This window comes from Actinoplanes sp. CA-131856 (assembly GCF_050956135.1).
Classification (GTDB): domain Bacteria; phylum Actinomycetota; class Actinomycetes; order Mycobacteriales; family Micromonosporaceae; genus Actinoplanes.
The window spans coordinates 9,332,925-9,351,145 of sequence record NZ_CP191849.1 but is presented as its reverse complement, the minus strand read 5'-3'; the positions used below and the strand labels follow the sequence as shown (position 1 = coordinate 9,351,145).

The window sequence follows — 18,221 nt, the reverse complement described above, 5'->3', positions numbered from 1 at the left end:
GCGACGGAGGACAGGGGGCGACTGCGGTGGCGGACGGGCGGACGCGGCGCCGGGAGGACACCCGGCAACGTCTCTTCGAGGCGGCCGTCGAGCTCATCGCCGAGCAGGGCTTCTCGGCCACCACGGTCGACGACATCGCGCTGCGGGCCGGCGTCGCCAAGGGCACGGTCTACTACAACTTCAAATCCAAGACCGATCTTTTCGAGGAGCTTCTGCGGTACGGCGTCGGACTGCTCACCGCGGAGTTCCAAGCTGCCGTGGAGGGCCTGCCACCACGCGAGGCCGTGGCCGCTCTCGTGCGCAGCCAGCTGGAGTACATCCGGCGCTACCGTGCCTTCGCCCAGCTGCTGCTCTCCGAGATGTGGCGCACCAACCGCGAGTGGCAGCAGACCCTGATCCTGCTGCGCGAGCAGGCGATCGGGGTGATCGCCGAAACCCTGCGGGCCGGTGTCGCCTCCGGTGACCTGCCGGCCGACCTCGACGTGCGGGTCGCGTCGTCGGCCCTGTTCGGGGTCGGCCTCGTGGTGGCCGTCGACTGGCTGGTCTTCATGCCCGAGCGCCCGATCGAGGACGTACAGGAATCGCTCCTGGCCATTGTCCGCCGCGTGGGTTAAGCGGCCTTCGACTTCCAGGCTGTGGCCAGCGACGTACGGCCGTTCGTGCGCAGCAGCGAACCCTCGTAGATGCGGGCGCCGACGGCCAGCAGGGCCACCGCCGTCGCGGCCAGGATGAGAATCGAGACCACCGGCTCCCAGGCCGCCACGTCCGAGATGAACAGCCGGACCGGCATGGCGACCGGCGCCGAGAACGGGATGTACGACAGGACGCGCATCGCCGCGTCGTTGTCGATCAGGATGATGGTGGCCAGGAACGGGATCATCACCAGCATCTGCACCGGGGCCGAGGCGCCGCTGATGTCCTCCTGGCGGGCCGAGAGCGCGCCCACGCCGGCCCACAGCGTGGCCAGCATGACGAAGCCGAAGACGAAGAACACCAGGAACCAGCCGACCGTCGGCTCCAGCAGCGACAGAGCGGTCGCGTCGAGATCGGCGAAGCGGGCACCGACCACGGCCACGATCGCGATCAGCGCGACCTGACCGAACGCGAGCAACGTGAGCGCGGCGACCTTGCCCGCGAGCAGGGCCCGGGTGGGCACACTGGCGACCAGGATCTCCACGATCCGGGTCTGCTTCTCCTCGGTGACGCTCTGCGCGATCTGCACGCCGAACAGGAACGACGTGAAGAAGAAGACGAAGGCGATGGCGAACGGCACGGCGAACTGAAGGAACGGGTCGACATCACTCGGATCGAGCAACTGCACGGGCGGCTCGGTGCTGAGCGCCCGCACCACCTCACCCGGGCTGTCGTCCATGGCCAGCACGGTCGGCCCGGCCACGACGGCCGCGTCCACGTCACCGGAGCGCACAAGTTGCTCGGCCGCCGCGTCGTCGGCCACTTGGCGTACGTCGAGGCCGGCCTGCCGCAGGACGGCCGCGGTTGCCTGGTCGGCCACCGCCACCGACGACGGCCCGCTGTTGAGCACGGCCGGCAGCACGGTCGAGGCGACCGCGATGAGCAGGAAGAAGACGGTGCTGAACAGGAACGTACGATCGCGCAGCTTGACCCGGATCTCCCGGGCCGCGACCACACGGGCTGCTTGCAGAGTGGTCATCGGATCACCTCTCGGAAGATCTCGGCCAGCGAAGGGGTGACCGGCCCGAACGAGCGCACCGGCCCACGGTCGAGCGCGGCCCGCAGCAGCTCCTGATCGTCGGCGCCGTCGGCCAGGTCGATGACGGCACGGTTCCCGTCGAGCTCGACCACGGTGACGCCGGGCCGCTCCCGCACCCACTCCACGGCGGCGTCGGTGTGCAGCTCGAACCGGGGCTGGGCATACGTGGCCCGCAGCCGGGAACGGTCACCGGCGGCGCGGATCGTGCCGCCGGCGATGATGACGAGGTCGTCGCAGAGCCGCTCGACCAGCTCCAACTGGTGGCTGGAGAACAGCACCGGCACCCCACTGGTGGCCCGCTCCCGCAAAACGTCGACAACCACGTCGACGGCGAGCGGATCGAGACCGGAGAACGGCTCGTCGAGCACCAGCATCTCCGGATCGTGCACGAGGGCGGCCGCCACCTGAGCCCGCTGCTGGTTGCCGAGCGAGAGCTTCTCGAGCTTCTCACCGGCCCGCTCACCCAGGCCGAGCCGCTCGAGCAGCTTGGCGGTCCGCTCGACGGCCGCGGCCCGGCTCATGCCGTGCAACTGTCCGAGATAGACGATCTGCTCGGACACGGTCATCTTCGGATAGAGCCCGCGTTCCTCCGGCATGTAGCCGAACCGCTGCCGGACCTCCCGCGTGAGCCGCTCCCCGCGCCAGGTCACCTCACCCCGGTCGGCCGCGAGCACGCCCAGGATGATGCGCATGGTGGTCGTCTTGCCGGCCCCGTTGGCACCGACGAAGCCGGTCATCCGCCCACCCGCGACCTGAAAGGAGACGTCGGTGAGAACCGGCCGCCCGTCGAACGCGCGGTTGACCCCATCGACGCTGAGCACGCTGGTCATGACACACAGCCTAGGTGGATCACGCTATGCGTTCTTGATCGCGCTCCGCATCACCCCCGCGCCCGTCGACGCGGCTCACGGACGTCGCCACGCCGCTGCCGCCTTCGACCTCCTGACCGGCTTGGTGCCTGCAAGGCCGTGACATGCGTCCAGCGCGGCGTGCGGGGTGAGGCGGTGGCGCGATCCGCGCGACGCAGCTCGGCTCAGCGAGGCCGCCGGCTTGACAAAAAGTCAAGCGAACTTGTCTTTTTGTCGTGCTCCCTTGTCGGCCGAAGGCTGCGTGATGGGGCTCGCCGCCGGGCAGACACCGGGCTTCGCCGGGCTGCCGAGGTCGCCACAGACGTCATCACGCGCGGCGTCTCGCGTGAAGCGCGGGTCGGCGATGGCCAGCCGTTATGCGATGCCGACAGGCACGCGGTCGGGCTGGCGCGGTCGGGCTGACGCGGTCGGCTGGCTTGGTGGCGCGGTCGGGCTGGCTTGGTGGCGCGGCTTGGTGGCGCGGCGGGGATGGCGCAGCGGCGGGGGTGGTGCGATGGCGTGGGTGTGGTGGCGCAGCCGAGTGTGGTGGCGCTGTGGGGGGTGGCGCAGTGGCTGGGGTGGCGCGGCGGGGGGCAGTGCAGAGGCGGGGGTGTGGTGGCGCGGCGGGGGTGTGGTGGCGGGGTTTGGTGGCGCGGCGGTGGCGGTGGCGCAGTGGCGGGGGTGGGGCAGGGCGGGGTGGTGCGGGGGTGTGGGTCAAGGGGCGCGGTAGTACTGCGTTTTGGCGATGTCGGGGTGGGTCTGAGTGGGGATGTCGGCGTTGTCGTCGGGGGTCAGGGTGCCGCCCAGGTCGAGGATGCGGCGGTGGGCGGCGGCCAAGCGGTCCTCGAGCTTGACGATGCGGCAGGCGGCGGTCAGCGGCATGCCCTCGTCCAAGAGTTGGCGTACTCGAGTGGCCAGCTGGAGCTGGTGGCGTGAGTAGCGGCGGTGGTTGCCCAGGGAGCGCTGGGGCTCGATCAAGCCGGCGGCGCCGAGGCTTCGGAGGAAGGCCGGCGTCACGCCGATCATGTCGGCGGCGCGGCCCATCGTGTACGCCGGGAAGTCGGCGTCGTCGAAGGACGTGTTGTTCATCGTGCCTTCCGTGGCGAGGGGTGCCCTTGTGGGGCTAGGTGGTGCCCTTGTGGGGCCGGGAAGAAAGGCGGGGCCGGAGAAAGGTGACGGCGGGCTGGGAAAGGTGGGGCGGGAAGTAAGGCGATGGCGGGGCGAAAGACGGTGGCCGCGGGGAAGACGGATGGGGGCTGGGGGAAAGACGACGGCCGGGGGAAAGCCGAGGCGGGGCTGCCGGAAAGGCGGGGACGGAGCGAAAGGTAGTGGCGAGGCTGCGGGAAAGGCGGGGACGAGGTGAAAGGTGGTGGCGGGGCTGAGGGAAAGGCGGGGTGAAGGTGGTGGCGGGGCTGAGGGAAAGGCGGGGCGGGGAGTCAGGCAATGAGGGATAGCGCAGTCCAGGGCCCCGGCGGGTAACCGGGGCCCTGGATTTTCAATTCTGGTGCCGACCGTCGTCGGCAAATGAGGTCGTCCGCTTGCGTGCCGCTAGCGGGCCACCTGAGTGATGGGCATCGGCTGCGATCACCTCTTGTCGGGTCGGGGACGTTGTGATGACGCGTTGCTGCGGTATCTCGTCCTCCTTCTCCAACGGAGCCAATTGTGTCGGCTGTGCGTGGCCGACACCACAGAGCCTATGCCCATCACCAGCGAATTTCTAGTACCGGGGCTACAGATTTTTGTGGACAAATCGTCTGACAAGAGGCAGCGGAGGGTAGTGCACGAAGTACTACACGTGAGGGTGCGGCGGTGCGGGGCGGGCGCCGGGCACGGCGATGCCGTGTGAGAGAGAGGTGACCGCGCCCCGCACCGCCGCGGGAAGGGGGCGCTTCGGCGCGCCCCTCTGGTTCGCGACGTCTGCCGAGGACTCGCGAATGCCTGAACTGTCCTGAGTGTGCGGGAGTGCCGAGGGCCTGAGCAACGCAATTAACGCTGATCATTGACGCGCGTAACAGTCCGGCGAGATCATCACGGCACGCCGTGGCCCAGGTCACAGCAACCCTTCGGTAAGGGAGCCGCACATGAGCGTCAACCCGACACCCACCACCGACGAAGAACGCCTCGCCCAACTCGGCTACCAGCAGGAGCTGCACCGCCGACTGTCCGGCTTCTCGAACTTCGCGGTCTCTTTCTCGATCATCTCGATCCTGGCCGGCGCCATCACGTCGTACGGCATCGCCATGAACGCCGGCGGCCCGGTCGCCATCACCCTCGGCTGGTTGTTCGTCGGCATCATGGTGACCTTCGTGGCCCTGGCCATGGCCGAGGTCTGCTCGGCCTATCCGACCGCGGGCGCCCTCTACTGGTGGGCGGCCGCGCTGGCCAAGCGCAACAAGGCCGCGTGGGCCTGGTTCGTCGGCTGGTTCAACTTCCTCGGCGAGGTCGCCGTCACCGCCGCCATCGACTTCGGCGCGGCCATCACCACCTCGGCCTTCCTGAGCCTGGCCTTCGACTGGGAGGTCACCACCGGGCGTACCTTCCTGGTCTTCCTGGTCATCATCATCGTGCACGGCCTACTCAACACGTTCGGCGTGAACCTCGTACGCGTCCTCTCCGACGTCAGCGCGTGGTGGCACCTGGTCGGCGTCGCGGTCATCGTGGTCGTGCTGGCCGTCGTGCCGGACAACCACAAGCCGATCTCCGAGGTCTTCACCGAGGTGCACAACTCCACCGGCTTCACCTTCGCCGGGGCCGGGGTGTACGCGGTGCTGCTCGGCCTGCTGATGGCCCAGTACACGTACACCGGCTACGACGCCTCGGCCCACGTGGCCGAGGAGACGCACGACGCCGCCCGGGCCGCGCCGCGGGGCATCGTGATGTCGGTCGTGGTCTCGGTGATCGCCGGTTTCGTGCTGCTCTTCGCGATCACCTGGTCCATCCAGGACTACGAGGGCGCCCTCGGCACCGATCTCGGCCTGCCGCCGGCGCAGATCTTCATCGACGCCGTCGGCCACGACACCGGCACGTTCCTGCTGTTCATCTGTGTCGTCGCCCAGTGGTTCTGCGGCATGGCGTCGGTCACCGCCAATTCCCGGATGTCGTACGCCTTCGCGCGTGACGGCGCCCTGCCGGGCTCACGGCTGTGGAAGAAGGTCAACCCCCGCACCGGCACGCCGACCAACTCGATCTGGCTCTGCGTGACCTGCTCCACTCTGCTGGTGCTGCCGTCGTTGTGGAACACCACCGCCTATCTGGCGGCCACCTCGATCGCGGTCATCGGCCTCTACATCGCGTACGTCATGCCGGTCTTCCTGCGCCGGATGAACCCCGACTTCCAGCGGGGGCCGTGGCACCTGGGCAAGTGGAGCGCCGTGGTCGGCTGGCTGGCGATCGTCTGGGTCGTGATCATCTGTGTGCTGTTCGTCCTGCCGACGGCCAGCCCGATCACGGCGTCCAACTTCAACTACACGATCGTCGCCGTGGTCGTCGTCCTCGGACTGGCCACGATCTGGTGGTTCGCCAGCGCCCGCAAGTGGTTCACCGGGCCGAAGCAGAACCTGATCGACAAGGCCGCACACGGCGAACAGACCATGCCCACGGAATGATCGGAAGAAGCCGGGCGGAAACGCCCGGCTTCCTAAAGGAGGGACCGGCATGGATCTCGAGGAACTGGACGTCTCCGTAGAAAACGGCAGCATCGACACCGTGCTGCTGGCCCTCACCGACATGCAGGGGCGGTTGCAGGGCAAACGCCTGCACGGCCGCTACTTCATGGACGAGGTCGCCACCGGCGGCAGCGAGGGCTGCAACTATCTGCTCGCGGTGGACGTCGACATGAACACCGTGGACGGGTACGAGATGTCGTCCTGGTCCAGCGGATACGGCGACTTCGTGATGCGTCCCGACTTCACCACCCTGCGGCGCGTGCCGTGGCAGCCGGCAACCGCCATGGTCCTGGCCGACCTCGAGACCACCGGCGGCGAACCCGTCTACGCGTCACCCCGGCAGATCCTCAAGCGGCAGCTTGATCGCCTCGCCGGGCACGGCCTGACGGCGTACGCGGGAACCGAACTGGAATTCGTCCTTTATCGCGACAGCTATGAGCAGGCCTTCGACAAGGGCTATCGCGACCTCGTCCCGGCGAACCAGTACAACGTGGACTACTCGCTGCTCGGGACGGCCCGGGTGGAGCCGCTGCTGCGGCGTATCCGCAACGAGATGTACGGCGCGGGAATGCTGCCGGAGAGCGCCAAAGGTGAGTGCAACTTCGGCCAGCACGAGATCGCGTTCCGCTACGCCGACGCGCTGACCTGCGCCGACAACCATGTGATCTACAAGAACGGCGCCAAGGAGATCGCCGCGCAGGAGGGCATGTCGCTGAGCTTCATGGCCAAGCCGAACGCGCGCGAGGGCAACTCGTGCCACATCCACTTCTCGCTGCGCGGCCGCGACGGCAAGTCGGCCATGTTGGGCGACGGCCCGGCCCACCTGAGCGAGATCGGGCAGCGGGTGCTGGCCGGGCTGCTGGCCACGATGCGCGAGTTCAGCCTGCTGTTCGCGCCGAACATCAACTCGTACAAGCGGTACCAGCCCGGCTCGTTCGCGCCGACCGCGCTGCGCTGGGGCGTCGACAACCGGACGTGCGCGCTGCGGATCGCCGGGCACGGCCAGGGCATGCGTGTGGAGAACCGGGTGCCGGGCGGCGACGTCAACCCCTACCTGGCCATCGCGGCGCTGATCGCGGGGGCGCTGCACGGCATCGAGAACGAGCTCGAACTGGAGCCGGAGACGCCGGGCAACGCGTACGACGACGCGGATGCCGGACGGGTGCCGACGACGCTGCGCGAGGCCGAGCAGCTGTGGCTGGGCAGCGAGGTGGCTCGGGAGGCCTTCGGCGCCGAGGTGGTCGGGCACTACGCGAACATGGCCCGGGTCGAGTTGGCCGCCTTCGACGCCGCCGTCACCGACTGGGAGTTGCGGCGCGGATTCGAGCGGATGTAACCCACCCCACCCCACCAGGGGGCGGGCCCAGACTGTACGGCACTGCGGGCGCCCGAAGCCGCGTCATCCACAGCTTTCGGGTTGTCCACAGGGCCGCAGCACCCCCACTCCGACCTGTGCGAGGATCCGCCTGTGACGACAACTGACGTGATCAATCCTTCGACGGGCGCGGTCTTCGCGACCGTCCCGTCGCTGGATCAGGCCGCCACCGACGCGGCGATCGATCGCGCGCACCGAGCCTTCCCGGCCTGGCGGGCGGTCGCGCCCGGCGACCGGGCCCGGCTGCTGCGCCGCTTCGCCGCGGTGGTCGACGAGCACCTCGACGAGCTGGCCGAGCTCGAGGTGCGCAACGCCGGCCACACCATCGGCAACGCCCGCTGGGAGGCGGGCAACGTGCGCGACGTCCTCGACTACTACGCCGGGGCGCCCGAGCGGCTCAGCGGCCGCCAGATCCCGGTGCCGGGCGGGCTCGACGTGACGTTCCACGAGCCGCTCGGCGTGGTCGGGATCATCGTGCCGTGGAATTTCCCGATGCCGATCGCCGGCTGGGGTTTCGCGCCCGCGCTGGCGGCCGGCAACACGGTCGTGCTCAAGCCGGCCGAGCTGACCCCGCTCACCGCGATCCGGCTCGGTGAGCTGGCGCTCGAGGCCGGCCTGCCCGAGCACGTCTTCCAGATCGTCCCGGGCAAGGGCTCGGTCGTGGGTCAGCGGTTCGTCACTCATCCGGCCGTGCGGAAGATCTGCTTCACCGGTTCGACCGAGGTCGGCAAGTCGATCATGGCGGGCGCGGCCGACCAGGTGAAGCGGGTGACCCTGGAGCTGGGCGGCAAGAGCGCCAACATCGTGTTCGCCGACGCCGATCTGGAGAGGGCGGCGGCCTCGGCCCCGGCGTCCGTCTTCGACAACGCCGGGCAGGACTGCTGTGCCCGGTCGCGTCTGCTGGTGCAGGAGTCGGTCTATGACAAGTTCCTGTCGCTCTTGGAGCCCGCGGTCAAGGCCTTCCGGGTCGAGGAGCCGTCGAGCGCGACCGCCGAGATGGGTCCGCTGATCTCGGCCGGGCATCGCGCGTCGGTCCAAAAATATGTGGAAGGGTCCGACATCGCCTTCGCCGGGCAGGCGCCGAGCGGGGACGGGTGGTGGTTCCCGCCGACCGTGCTGCTCGCCCGGTCGGCCGGCGATCGGCACTGGCGCGAGGAGGTCTTCGGGCCGGTGCTCTCGGTGCTGCCGTTCAAGGACGAGGCCGACGCGGTCCGGCTGGCCAACGACACCGAGTACGGGCTGTCCGGCTCGCTCTGGACCCGCGATCTGGGGCGGGCGCTGCGCGTCTCGCGGGCCGTGGAGACCGGCGCGCTGAGCGTCAACAGCCACTCGTCGGTGCGTTACTGGACGCCGTTCGGCGGCATGAAGCAGTCCGGACTGGGGCGCGAGCTCGGGCCGGACGCGCTGCTCAGCTTCACCGATGTGAAGAACGTGTTCCTTGCGATGGGAGAGTAAGTGGAGCGTTTGCGGGACCGGGTCGCCGTGATCACCGGCGCCGGCAGCGGTATCGGGCTGGCCACCGCCCGGCGGTTCGCCGCCGAGGGCGCCAAGGTCGTCGCCGTCGACATCTCGGAGGAGGCCGGCAAGGCCGTAGCCGAGGAGACCGGTGGCGAGTTCGTGGCCTGCGACGTGAGCGACGAGGAGTCGGTCAAGCGGCTCTTCGACGGTGTCGCCGAGCGGCACGGACGGGTCGACATCGCCTTCAACAACGCCGGCATCTCGCCGCCGGACGACGACTCGATCCTGGTCACCGGCCTGGACGCGTGGGAGCGCGTTCTCAAGGTCAACACCACGTCGGTCTTCTTCTGCTGCAAATACGCGATTCCGCACATGCAGCGGCAGGGCAAGGGCTCGATCATCAACACGGCGTCGTTCGTGGCGCTGCTCGGCGCGGCGACTTCGCAGATCGCGTACACGGCGAGCAAGGGCGGCGTGCTGGCGATGACCCGCGAGCTGGGCGTGCAGTTCGCCCGTGAGGGCATCCGGATCAACGCGCTCTGCCCGGGGCCGGTCGCCACGCCGCTGCTCATGGAGCTGTTCGCCAAGGATCCGGAGCGGGCGGCCCGGCGGCTCGTGCACGTGCCGATGGGCCGGTTCGCCGAGCCCGAGGAGATCGCGGCGGCGGTCGCGTTCCTGGCCAGCGACGACGCCTCGTTCATGACCGCTTCGCAGTTCGTGGTGGACGGCGGAATCACCGGCGCCTATGTAACTCCGCTGTGAACGTTTGAAGGATCGTTTACAGGGGCACGTCCCTTTTACGCCCGAGAGGGGTGAAGGGGTCGAATCCCCGCCTGTACAGGTCGATCCCTGCGTGGGTGGGACAGAAGGACCCGGGCGTGGCGTCACCTCAGCATCGAGGTGACGCCACGCACCTCTCTGTCGCCGAAATGGCGATGGAACAGAAACATGATCTGGTTACGGTGGTGCGATGCGCCCGATCATCGGCATCACGACCTATGTGGAGAACGCCACGTGGGGAGTCTGGCAAGATCTGCCGACCACGCTGATCCCGCACGACTACGTCGCCGCGGTCACGCTGGCCGGCGGCCGTCCCGTCCTGATCCCCCAGGAGGACGACACCGACGTGCTCCGCGCGCTCGACGGCCTGGTGCTGGCCGGCGGTCCCGATCTGGGGCCCGAGATGTACGGCCAGGAGCCCGGCCCGCACACCGTCGTACGCCCTGAGAGGGACACCGCGGAATTGCGGCTGGTCCGCGCGGCGTTGGAGAGAGACATGCCGGTCCTCGGCGTCTGCCGGGGGATGCAGCTGCTGACCGTCGCCGCCGGCGGCACGTTGCACCAGCATCTGCCCGACCTGCTCGGGCACGAGAAACACCGGCCCGCGCCGGGCGTGTACGGCGAGCACGACGCGGTGTTCGAGCCCGGCAGCCGCATCGCCGCCCTGATGGGTGACGACCTGGCCATCCGCTGTTTCCACCACCAGGGCGTGGCCGATCCGGGCACGCTCACCGTCACCGGCCGCGCCGAGGACGGGCTCCCGGAAGCCGTGGAGGACCCCGGTCGCCGCTTCGTCCTGGGCGTGCAGTGGCACCCGGAAGTGGTACGTGACCGGCGCTTGTTCGGCGCGCTGGTCACCGCGACACAGAACTGAGACACAGGAGGAATTCACCGCATGCGCAGGCCTCTGATCGGCATGACCGCGTACGCCCAGCAGGTGCAGTACGGCAGCAACGACCTCATGGCGGGCATGCTCCCCATGACGTACGTGCGAGCCGTGCACGCTGTCGGCGGGCGCGCCGTGCTGATCACCCCGGACGAGCCCGGAACCGACGTCGTCGAGTCGCTGGACGGCATCGTCTTCAGTGGCGGCGGCGACATCGACCCGGCCTACTGGGGTGCCGAGCGTCATCCGGAGACCGAGGTCGACAAGGAGCGCGACGACGCCGAGCTGGTGCTGATGAAGGCCGCGCTCGAGGCCGACCTGCCCGTGCTCGGCGTGTGCCGCGGCATGCAGGTGATGGCCGTGGCCGGCGGCGGCACGCTGCACCAGCACCTGCCCGACCTGCTCGGCAGCGACCACCACCGGGGCGCCCCGGGCACCGATCCGCTCGCCGCCGGCGCGGCCGCGTACGGGCGGCACGACGTGACGGTGAAGCCGGGCTCGCGGGCGCACGAGCTGCTCGGCGAGCACCTGACGGTGAACTCCTTCCACCACCAGGCCGTCGACGACCCGGGCTCGTTCACGGCCACCGGCTGGTGCCCCGACGACCAGGTCATCGAGATCATCGAGGACCCGGCCCTGACGTACGCCATCGGCGTGCAGTGGCACCCCGAGCGCACCAACGACCTCCGGGTGTTCTCGCAACTGGTCCAGGCGGCCGCGAGGCGCAAGGAGGCACTCGCCGTGTGACACCGGTGGCCCGGTGTTACGGTGCCTATCCGTACCGGCGGAACTCCTCGCCGGTCGGTGACGCGTGCGGGGAGGTCCCCTTGGCCGGAGGTCCGGACGACACCCTCCCGGGCCAGCTGCGCACGGCGTTCGAGCGCGGCGGTGAGATGGGCCGCCGCATGCTCGAGTTCGACTGGTCCTCCAGTCCACTGGGCCATCCCTCCGGATGGCCGCCGGAGCTGCGGATGGCCGTCGCCACGATGCTCGCCTCCCGGGCCCAGATAGCCCTCCTCTGGGGGCCCGAGTACTGCGCGCTCTACAACGACGCGTACATCACGGCCCTGGGCGGCAAACATCCCACGTTCCTCGGGCGGCCGTGCCGGGAGATGTGGTCCGAGACGTGGTCGGTGCTCGAGGCGCTCTTCGCCGATGTGGTGGCCAAGGACGAGGCGTTCTGGGGCTCCGACTTCGCTTTCCTGCTGGAACGGCACGGCTTCCTCGAAGAGGCCTACTTCGACATCTCGTACGACCCGATCCGCACCGGGCCAGGAAAGATCGACGGTCTCTTCTGCATAGTCAGCGACACCACGGGCCGGGTGCTCAACACCCGCCGGGTGCGCACCCTCAGCGGGCTCGGCTCCCGTCTGGCCGACTGCCCCGACCAGGCGGCGCTGGTCGACGAGGTGGTCGCGGTGCTGGGCGAGAACGCGGCCGACGTGCCGTTCGCGGCGCTCTTCCTCGACGAGGCCGGCGACGACGCGGGCGATCGGCATCCGGTCGTCCGGCAGGTGATCGAGAGTGGCCGCGAGGCGAAGGTGCCGCTGGCCGATTTCGCCGCGCCGCCGGAGGGCGCGGCCGCCGAGGCGCTCGTGCTGCCGATCACGGTCGGCACCGCCACGGTCGGCGCCCTGGTGGTCGGGCTGAGCCGCTACCTCTCGCTGGGCGGCGCCTACCGCGACTTCCTCGAGCTCGCCGCGGCGCAGATCTCCCGGGCCGTGGGCAACCTGCGGGCGTACGAGCAAGAGCGCTCCCGCGCCGCCGAGCTGGCCGCCCTCGACCAAGCCAAGACCAACTTCTTTTCCAACATCAGCCATGAGTTCCGTACGCCTCTGACGCTGATCCTCGGACCTCTCGAGGACCTGCTCGACGACCCGGCGCTGCCACCGGCCCAGCGCGAGCGGCTGCTGCCGATGCAGCGCAACGGCCTGCGCCTGCTCAAGCTGGTCAACACGGTGCTCGACTTCTCGCGGCTGGAGTCGGGCCGGCTGCAAGCCGCCTACCGGCCCACCGATCTGGCCGACTACACGGCCCGGCTGGCCAGCACGTTCCGGTCCGCCGCCGAGCGGGCCGGCCTCGAGCTGGTGGTCGAGACGCCGCCGCTGGAAGCGCCGGTCTACGTGGACCGCGAGATGTGGGAGAAGATCGTCCTCAATCTGCTCTCCAACGCGGTCAAGTTCACCCCCACCGGCCGGGTCGAGGTGCGGGTCGGCCCGGACGCGGGCTACGCCGTGCTGTCCGTGAAGGACACCGGCGTCGGCATTCCGGCCGACCAGCAGCCGCTGCTGTTCGACCGCTTCCACCGGGTCACCGGCGCCTGGTCGCGCAGCCACGAGGGCACCGGCATCGGCCTGGCCCTCGTCCGGGAGCTGGCCGAGATGCACGGCGGCTCGGCCGCCGCCACCAGCCGGCCGGGGATGGGCAGCGTCTTCACGGTCCGGGTCCCGTTCGGCACGGCGCATCTGCCGGCCGACCGGGTCGTCCTGCGCGGGGAGCCGATCGCGCCCGGGATCGACACACGGCCGTACGCCGAGGAGGCCGAGCACTGGTGGACCGGCGACGAGCCGGTCATGCTGCCGCTGCCGTCACCCCCGGGCGACCGCCGCCCGGGCCGGATCCTGCTCGTCGACGACAACGCCGACCTGCGTGACCACGTGGCCCGGCTGCTGCGCCCCCACTGGGACGTGACCACCGCGGCGGACGGGCGGGCCGCGCTCGATCTGGTCCGCCGCAGCCGCTTCGACCTGGTGCTGACCGACGTGATGATGCCCCGGCTGGACGGCTTCGGGCTGATCAGCGCGCTGCGCGACGACGAGCGCACCCGTGACGTGCCGATCGTCGTGCTCTCGGCCCGGGCCGGCGAGGAGGCGTCGGTCGAGGGCCTGGCCGCCGGGGCCGACGACTATCTGGTCAAACCGTTCTCGGCCCGCGACCTGACCGCCCGGGTCCGGGCCAACCTCGACCTGGGCCAGGCTCGCCGCCAGATCATCAGCCGGCTGCGCGGGCTGGTGGACACGGCCGCCGCCGTCAACACCGTGCGCACCACGGCCGAGGTGCTCGACGTGGCGGCCCGGCACGTGCGGGCGATGACCTCGGCCGGCCGGGTCGTGGTGTCGGCGCCCGGCTCACGGGCCGAGGTGGACGGTGGCGCCGATCCGGCGGCGGAGCCCGACGCCGTGCTGCCGCTGCCCGACACGTCCGGCGCGACCGTCGGCGAGCTGCGGGTCTGGTCGTCGCCCGGCGGGCCGCTCGAGCCCGCGGTGCTGGCCCAGCTGGCCCGGCTGATCGGGCTGCGGCTGGAGAACGCGCGCCTCTACGAGGCCGAGCACCGGATCGCCAACACGCTCCAGCACAGCCTGCTGCCGCAGTCGCTGCCGCGGATGCCGGGCGCGATCGTGGCCAGCCGCTATCTGCCCGGCAGCCACGAGGCCGAGGTCGGCGGCGACTGGTACGACGTCATCGCGGCCCCCGGCGACCAGCTCTTCCTGGTGATCGGCGACGTGGTCGGCAAGGGCGTGCAGGCGGCGGCGGTCATGGGCCAGCTGCGGAACGCCCTGCGGGCGTACATCCTGGAGGGTTTCGACTGCGGTGACGCCCTGACCCGGCTCAACCGCCTCGTGGACAACCTGGGCCGCCGCCAGTTCGCGACGGTCGTCTGCGTCCGGTACGACCCGGTGGCCCGCAGCCTGCACTACTCGTCGGCCGGGCATCCGTCGCCGGTGGTCGTGCACCCCGGCCGGCTCGGCGCGTTCCTCTACTCCTCGGCGCTCGGGCCGCCGATCGGCGCCCTCACCGACGCGACCTATCCGACGCTGGAGGCCGGTGCGCCGGCCGGCAGCCGGCTGCTGCTCTACACCGACGGGCTGGTCGAGGACCGGAAGGTGGGCATCGACAGCGGGCTGGCCGAGCTGACCGCCGACGCCGCCAAGCCGGCCGAGCACGTCGAGGACCTGCTCGACGCGTTGCTGGCCAAGGCCGCCCGGCGGCAGCGGCGCGACGACATCGCGCTGCTGGCGCTGGAGGTGACCGAGCCCCGCGAGTTCGTGCTGCGGCTGCCGGCCGAGCCGGGCCGGCTCAGCGTGCTGCGCCGGCGGCTGGAGGACTTCCTGACCGCGGGCGACGTGCCCGAGGACGACGTCTTCGACCTGACGGTGGCGGTCTCCGAGGCGGCGGCCAACGCGATCGAGCATCCGGTGGAGCCGGCCGAGCCGGTGATCACTGTGGAGGCCTCGCTCACCGGCGACGCGGTCGTGGTCACCGTGCGCGACACGGGCACCTGGCGCGACACCAGTTCGGAGAGCTACCGCGGCCGCGGGCTGGCGCTGATCGGGGCGCTCTCCGAGCTGTCGGTGAGCCGGTCCGCTCAGGGCACGTCGGTGACCTTGCGACGGCCGCTGTCTAGTCCTCGCTGAGCCAGGGCTGCGTCGACAGCCCCGAGATCTCCAGCACCCGGCGCACCTGGGCCGAGGGAAGCACGAGCAGGCCGTCGCCGTAGCGGTCGGCGAGCTGGAGCAGGGCATGGATGGCGGCGGAGTCGAAGAAGGTGACCTCGCGCAGATCGAGGGTGGCCGCGGCGGCGCCGTCCACTGTCGCGGCACGGGACATCCGGTCGGCGGTGGACATGTCCACCTCGCCGGTCACGGTCACGGTCACCCTGTTCTCGGTCACCACGCCGGTCGCGGTGAAGTTCGGGTCGGCCCCCTCTTGATCCACGAACACACGATTACACAGCGCCGGAAACGCGGCAAGAACCGGTTGATTAAGGTCAACGGACCTGTTACCGGGCTGTGCCCACTCGCACGGGTGACCCGTGGCGCGGCGATAGGCTGGGGCTATGACCGTTCGTGCCCCATTGATGCCGGGAAAGCAGTCGCCCTGGCGGGCGGTCCCGGCACAGATCGCCCGACCCGAGTACGTGGGTAAGAAGCGCCCGAAAGAGTGGCGTGGATCCCACGTGCAGACCGCCGAGACCATCGAGAAGATGCGGATCGCCGGGCGTCTGGCGGCGCGGGCCACCCAGCTCGCCGGCGAGCACTGCAAGCCGGGCGTGACCACCGACGAGATCGACCGGGTGGTCCACGAGTTCCTGTGCGACCACGGGGCGTACCCGTCGACACTGGGTTACAAGGGTTTCCCGAAGTCGTGCTGCACCTCGCTCAACGAGGTGATCTGCCACGGCATCCCCGACTCGACGGTGCTCGAGGACGGCGACATCGTCAACGTCGACGTGACGGCCTATCTCGACGGCGTGCACGGCGACACCGACGCCACGTTCTGCGTGGGCGAGGTGAGCGACGAGGCCCGGCTGCTGGTCGAGCGCACCCACGAGGCGATGATGCGCGGCATCCGGGCGGTCGCGCCGGGCCGGCCGATCAACGCGATCGGGCGGGTCATCGAGGCGTACGCGCGCCGCTTCGGCTACGGCGTGGTCCGCGACTTCACCGGTCACGGCATCGGTGAGACGTTCCATTCCGGGCTCTACATCCCGCATTACGACAATCCGCGCCTCGACACGGTGATGGAGGTCGGGATGACCTTCACCATCGAGCCGATGATCACGCTGGGCACCCACGAGTACGAGATCTGGAAGGACGGCTGGACGGTCGTCACCAAGGACCGCAAGTGGACCGCCCAGTTCGAGCACACGCTGGTGGTCACCGAGGAGGGCTCGGAGATCCTCACGCTGCCCTAGGTGAACAGCTCACTCAGGTTGCCGTCGACCGGGCGCCCGCGCGCGGTCAGGTCCTCGGCCTGCGACTTCAGCACCGAGGCCAGTTCCTGCACGTCGGCGCCGGCCAGGCCGGTGCGCCGGACGGCGTCGGCCTTGTTACGGAAATAGGTACGGCTCAGCAGGCCGGCCACGAGCGCCGCGTGCAGCCGGCACTCGGCGATCATCACGAGCGCGGCGTCCGTCTCGTACCACTCGGCCAGCCGCACGGCGCGGCTGTGCGCGGCCGCCGCCACCTCCCAGTCGTGCCGGGCCAGGCCGCTGATCTCGGGCGGCCGGGCCGCGGCCAGCCGGGCCAGGTGGGCGTCGCGCTGCGCGCCGAACAGGCCGCGCGGGTCGTGCAGCGAGCGGGTGCCCACCAGCCGGTCGGCGTCGAGCGGCCAGCGCGGGGTGAGCTCGCGGGCCTGGCGCAGGCTGTCGTCGGCGGTGGTCACCCGCAGGTCGACCAGGATGCCGTCGACCCGGCGCAGCGCCGGCCGGGGCCCGGCGCCCGGGCGATAGGTGATCACCTGCACGTTGACGTCGCTGCCGTCGTGGTCGTCGCCGTGCGCGAGTGATCCGTACACCCCGATGGCCTGGACCTCGGCCGTCCACCGCGCCCCGATCACGTCGCGCAGGCGGGCGGCCAGGCGTCCCCGGGGCGACGTGAGATCGATCTCGTCCAGCACCCCGTCATTCTGTGGGATGAATGTGTACGCGAAAGGTCGACGCCGCGTAGCGGTTAAACGGACTATTCGGGGCGTCCCGGCCAGGCCATCGTGGCCGGCGCGACCTCGGCCAGCCGGCGCCACCGGGTCGCCCGCACGGCGGCCTCGGTCATCGCGGTCAGCGCGGTGGCCCGCTCGGCGCCCTCGGTCGCCGGCAGCACCGGCCGCCAGCCCTGCGCCACCCCGTCCTCGACCTGGATGGCCAGCTTGAGCGCGGTCGCGCGGTCGGTCACCTCGTACGGCAACTGATAGCCGGCCGGTGAGGGGGCCGCACTCGCCTTGAGCTGTGACAACCGGCCCACCAGATAGTCGCGTTTCTGCCGGTGGGCCTGCTCGGCGGCCCGCGCCTCGGTCACGTCGCCGTCGCTGTCGAGGTGGACGCCGATCACCCCGTAGGCGTAGATGGCCGCCTCCTCCGCCGCGAGGGCGGCTCCCAGCTGCTCATTCATCTTTTTCGACCTCATCGCAGGGCCTCGGCGTGCGTGGCCCGGCAGGCGGCGATCGAGCCGACCAGCCCGGCCCGGTCGGGAGCGGCCACCTTGCAGGCCGCCACCGCGGTCTTCTGGGCGGCCAGCTCGGCCTGGCGCAGGGCGGCCACGGTGGTGGCCGGCCCGGCGCTGGCGCTGGGGGCGGGCGCCGAGGCGAGCGGCTCGCCGATCAGGCGGGACATCTCGGCCGCGTGCGTGCGGTGGTCGGCGGCCAGCGGTTCGAGGCGGGTGCGCAGGCCGGGCTGGCTGACGATCGCCTGGTCGTACGCCGAGGCCAGCGCGACCGCCTCGGCGAGCAGGGGTTCGAGCGGATCGGGCGCCTTCGGCGGCTCCGGCTCGTCGTCGCCGAGGAGCCCGCACCCGCTCAGGGCGGCGGCGCCCACGGCGGTGGCGGTGCCCAGCACCCAGCGGCGGCTGTGTCCGATCTCCCATTTCTCCCGCACGGCGCCAGTCAACACCATGCGGTACAGCCGGTGACCTGCGGATGGCGCGGAATCGGTGCGGCGCCGAACCGTCGATGCCACCGGCGCGTTACGCTCTGCGTCAGCCGC

General features: G+C 70.6%; 16 protein-coding genes. 9 read left to right on the top strand and 7 right to left on the bottom strand.

Annotated features, from left to right (window positions below):
* Positions 1 to 26: 26 nt before the first annotated feature.
* Positions 27 to 614 carry a TetR/AcrR family transcriptional regulator gene (locus tag ACQP2X_RS42830; protein ID WP_498691742.1) on the top strand — a complete coding sequence of 196 codons (588 nt, stop codon included), beginning with the start codon at positions 27 to 29 and terminating at the stop codon, positions 612 to 614.
* On the opposite strand, the gene ACQP2X_RS42825 is transcribed toward ACQP2X_RS42830, so the two are convergent.
* From ACQP2X_RS42825 to ACQP2X_RS42815, 3 genes are all read right to left on the bottom strand, one after another.
* Positions 611 to 1,672 (bottom strand): ABC transporter permease, encoded by a 1,062-nt coding sequence (locus ACQP2X_RS42825; protein ID WP_498691740.1) that lies wholly within the window; start codon positions 1,670 to 1,672, stop codon positions 611 to 613. The genes ACQP2X_RS42830 and ACQP2X_RS42825 overlap by 4 nt on opposite strands.
* Positions 1,669 to 2,562, bottom strand: a complete 894-nt coding sequence (locus ACQP2X_RS42820) for an ABC transporter ATP-binding protein (RefSeq protein WP_498691739.1) — start codon at positions 2,560 to 2,562, stop codon at positions 1,669 to 1,671. Before ACQP2X_RS42820 ends, ACQP2X_RS42825 begins: the two co-directional genes overlap by 4 nt.
* Positions 2,563 to 3,294: 732 nt before the next feature.
* Positions 3,295 to 3,669 (bottom strand): helix-turn-helix domain-containing protein, encoded by a 375-nt coding sequence (locus ACQP2X_RS42815; protein WP_498691738.1) that lies wholly within the window; start codon positions 3,667 to 3,669, stop codon positions 3,295 to 3,297.
* A 992-nt stretch (positions 3,670 to 4,661) separates the two neighbouring features.
* Between ACQP2X_RS42815 and ACQP2X_RS42810 the strand changes: the two genes are divergently transcribed.
* The 7 genes from ACQP2X_RS42810 to ACQP2X_RS42780 all read left to right on the top strand — a co-directional run bounded on the left by ACQP2X_RS42810 (position 4,662) and on the right by ACQP2X_RS42780 (position 15,159).
* Positions 4,662 to 6,185 carry an amino acid permease gene (locus tag ACQP2X_RS42810; protein ID WP_498691736.1) on the top strand — a complete coding sequence of 508 codons (1,524 nt, stop codon included), beginning with the start codon at positions 4,662 to 4,664 and terminating at the stop codon, positions 6,183 to 6,185.
* Positions 6,186 to 6,234: 49 nt separating this feature from the next.
* Positions 6,235 to 7,581 (top strand): glutamine synthetase family protein, encoded by a 1,347-nt coding sequence (locus ACQP2X_RS42805; RefSeq protein WP_498691733.1) that lies wholly within the window; start codon positions 6,235 to 6,237, stop codon positions 7,579 to 7,581.
* Positions 7,582 to 7,713: 132 nt separating this feature from the next.
* Entirely contained in the window at positions 7,714 to 9,075 is a 1,362-nt protein-coding gene (locus tag ACQP2X_RS42800) for an aldehyde dehydrogenase family protein (protein WP_498691730.1), read from the top strand.
* Entirely contained in the window at positions 9,076 to 9,840 is a 765-nt protein-coding gene (locus ACQP2X_RS42795; RefSeq protein ID WP_498691728.1) for a 3-oxoacyl-ACP reductase, read from the top strand.
* Between the two features lie 208 nt (positions 9,841 to 10,048).
* Positions 10,049 to 10,732, top strand: coding sequence for a gamma-glutamyl-gamma-aminobutyrate hydrolase family protein (locus ACQP2X_RS42790; protein ID WP_498691726.1), 684 nt, complete (start codon positions 10,049 to 10,051; stop codon positions 10,730 to 10,732).
* Between the two features lie 21 nt (positions 10,733 to 10,753).
* Entirely contained in the window at positions 10,754 to 11,491 is a 738-nt protein-coding gene (locus ACQP2X_RS42785; RefSeq protein WP_498691723.1) for a gamma-glutamyl-gamma-aminobutyrate hydrolase family protein, read from the top strand.
* Between the two features lie 146 nt (positions 11,492 to 11,637).
* On the top strand, positions 11,638 to 15,159 hold the full coding sequence (locus ACQP2X_RS42780; RefSeq protein WP_498701214.1) for a SpoIIE family protein phosphatase: 3,522 nt from the start codon (positions 11,638 to 11,640) through the stop codon (positions 15,157 to 15,159).
* Here the strand turns inward: ACQP2X_RS42780 and ACQP2X_RS42775 are convergent.
* The gene (locus ACQP2X_RS42775; RefSeq protein WP_498691720.1) at positions 15,146 to 15,460 is read right to left on the bottom strand and encodes an STAS domain-containing protein; all 315 of its coding nucleotides are present in this window, start codon (positions 15,458 to 15,460) and stop codon (positions 15,146 to 15,148) included. The genes ACQP2X_RS42780 and ACQP2X_RS42775 overlap by 14 nt on opposite strands.
* 121 nt (positions 15,461 to 15,581) lie before the next feature.
* Here ACQP2X_RS42775 and map point away from each other — a divergent pair, with 121 nt between their 5' ends.
* Positions 15,582 to 16,439, top strand: a complete 858-nt coding sequence (gene map, locus ACQP2X_RS42770; RefSeq protein WP_498691718.1) for a type I methionyl aminopeptidase — start codon at positions 15,582 to 15,584, stop codon at positions 16,437 to 16,439.
* Here the strand turns inward: map and ACQP2X_RS42765 are convergent.
* The 3 genes from ACQP2X_RS42765 to ACQP2X_RS42755 form a co-directional block, all read right to left on the bottom strand.
* Complete coding sequence (locus ACQP2X_RS42765; RefSeq protein ID WP_498691717.1) at positions 16,436 to 17,143, bottom strand: nucleotidyltransferase domain-containing protein; 708 nt, start codon at positions 17,141 to 17,143, stop codon at positions 16,436 to 16,438. The two genes, map and ACQP2X_RS42765, sit on opposite strands and share 4 nt — an antisense overlap.
* A gap of 62 nt (positions 17,144 to 17,205) precedes the next feature.
* Complete coding sequence (locus ACQP2X_RS42760; protein WP_498691715.1) at positions 17,206 to 17,631, bottom strand: ferritin-like domain-containing protein; 426 nt, start codon at positions 17,629 to 17,631, stop codon at positions 17,206 to 17,208.
* A gap of 11 nt (positions 17,632 to 17,642) precedes the next feature.
* Positions 17,643 to 18,131, bottom strand: a complete 489-nt coding sequence (locus ACQP2X_RS42755; RefSeq protein WP_498691713.1) for a hypothetical protein — start codon at positions 18,129 to 18,131, stop codon at positions 17,643 to 17,645.
* Positions 18,132 to 18,221: the final 90 nt, after the last annotated feature.

What these genes read in the sequence shown, in the direction of transcription:
- ACQP2X_RS42820 (WP_498691739.1), bottom strand. Translation starts at nt 2,562, where the DNA reads ATGACCAGCGTGCTCAGCGTCGATGGGGTCAACCGCGCGTTCGACGGG.
- ACQP2X_RS42780 (WP_498701214.1), top strand. Translation starts at nt 11,638, where the DNA reads ATGGGCCGCCGCATGCTCGAGTTCGACTGGTCCTCCAGTCCACTGGGC.
- ACQP2X_RS42805 (WP_498691733.1), top strand. Translation starts at nt 6,235, where the DNA reads ATGGATCTCGAGGAACTGGACGTCTCCGTAGAAAACGGCAGCATCGAC.
- ACQP2X_RS42810 (WP_498691736.1), top strand. Translation starts at nt 4,662, where the DNA reads ATGAGCGTCAACCCGACACCCACCACCGACGAAGAACGCCTCGCCCAA.
- ACQP2X_RS42825 (WP_498691740.1), bottom strand. Translation starts at nt 1,672, where the DNA reads ATGACCACTCTGCAAGCAGCCCGTGTGGTCGCGGCCCGGGAGATCCGG.
- ACQP2X_RS42790 (WP_498691726.1), top strand. Translation starts at nt 10,049, where the DNA reads ATGCGCCCGATCATCGGCATCACGACCTATGTGGAGAACGCCACGTGG.
- map (WP_498691718.1), top strand. Translation starts at nt 15,582, where the DNA reads ATGACCGTTCGTGCCCCATTGATGCCGGGAAAGCAGTCGCCCTGGCGG.
- ACQP2X_RS42760 (WP_498691715.1), bottom strand. Translation starts at nt 17,631, where the DNA reads ATGAATGAGCAGCTGGGAGCCGCCCTCGCGGCGGAGGAGGCGGCCATC.
- ACQP2X_RS42755 (WP_498691713.1), bottom strand. Translation starts at nt 18,131, where the DNA reads ATGGTGTTGACTGGCGCCGTGCGGGAGAAATGGGAGATCGGACACAGC.
- ACQP2X_RS42785 (WP_498691723.1), top strand. Translation starts at nt 10,754, where the DNA reads ATGCGCAGGCCTCTGATCGGCATGACCGCGTACGCCCAGCAGGTGCAG.
- ACQP2X_RS42815 (WP_498691738.1), bottom strand. Translation starts at nt 3,669, where the DNA reads ATGAACAACACGTCCTTCGACGACGCCGACTTCCCGGCGTACACGATG.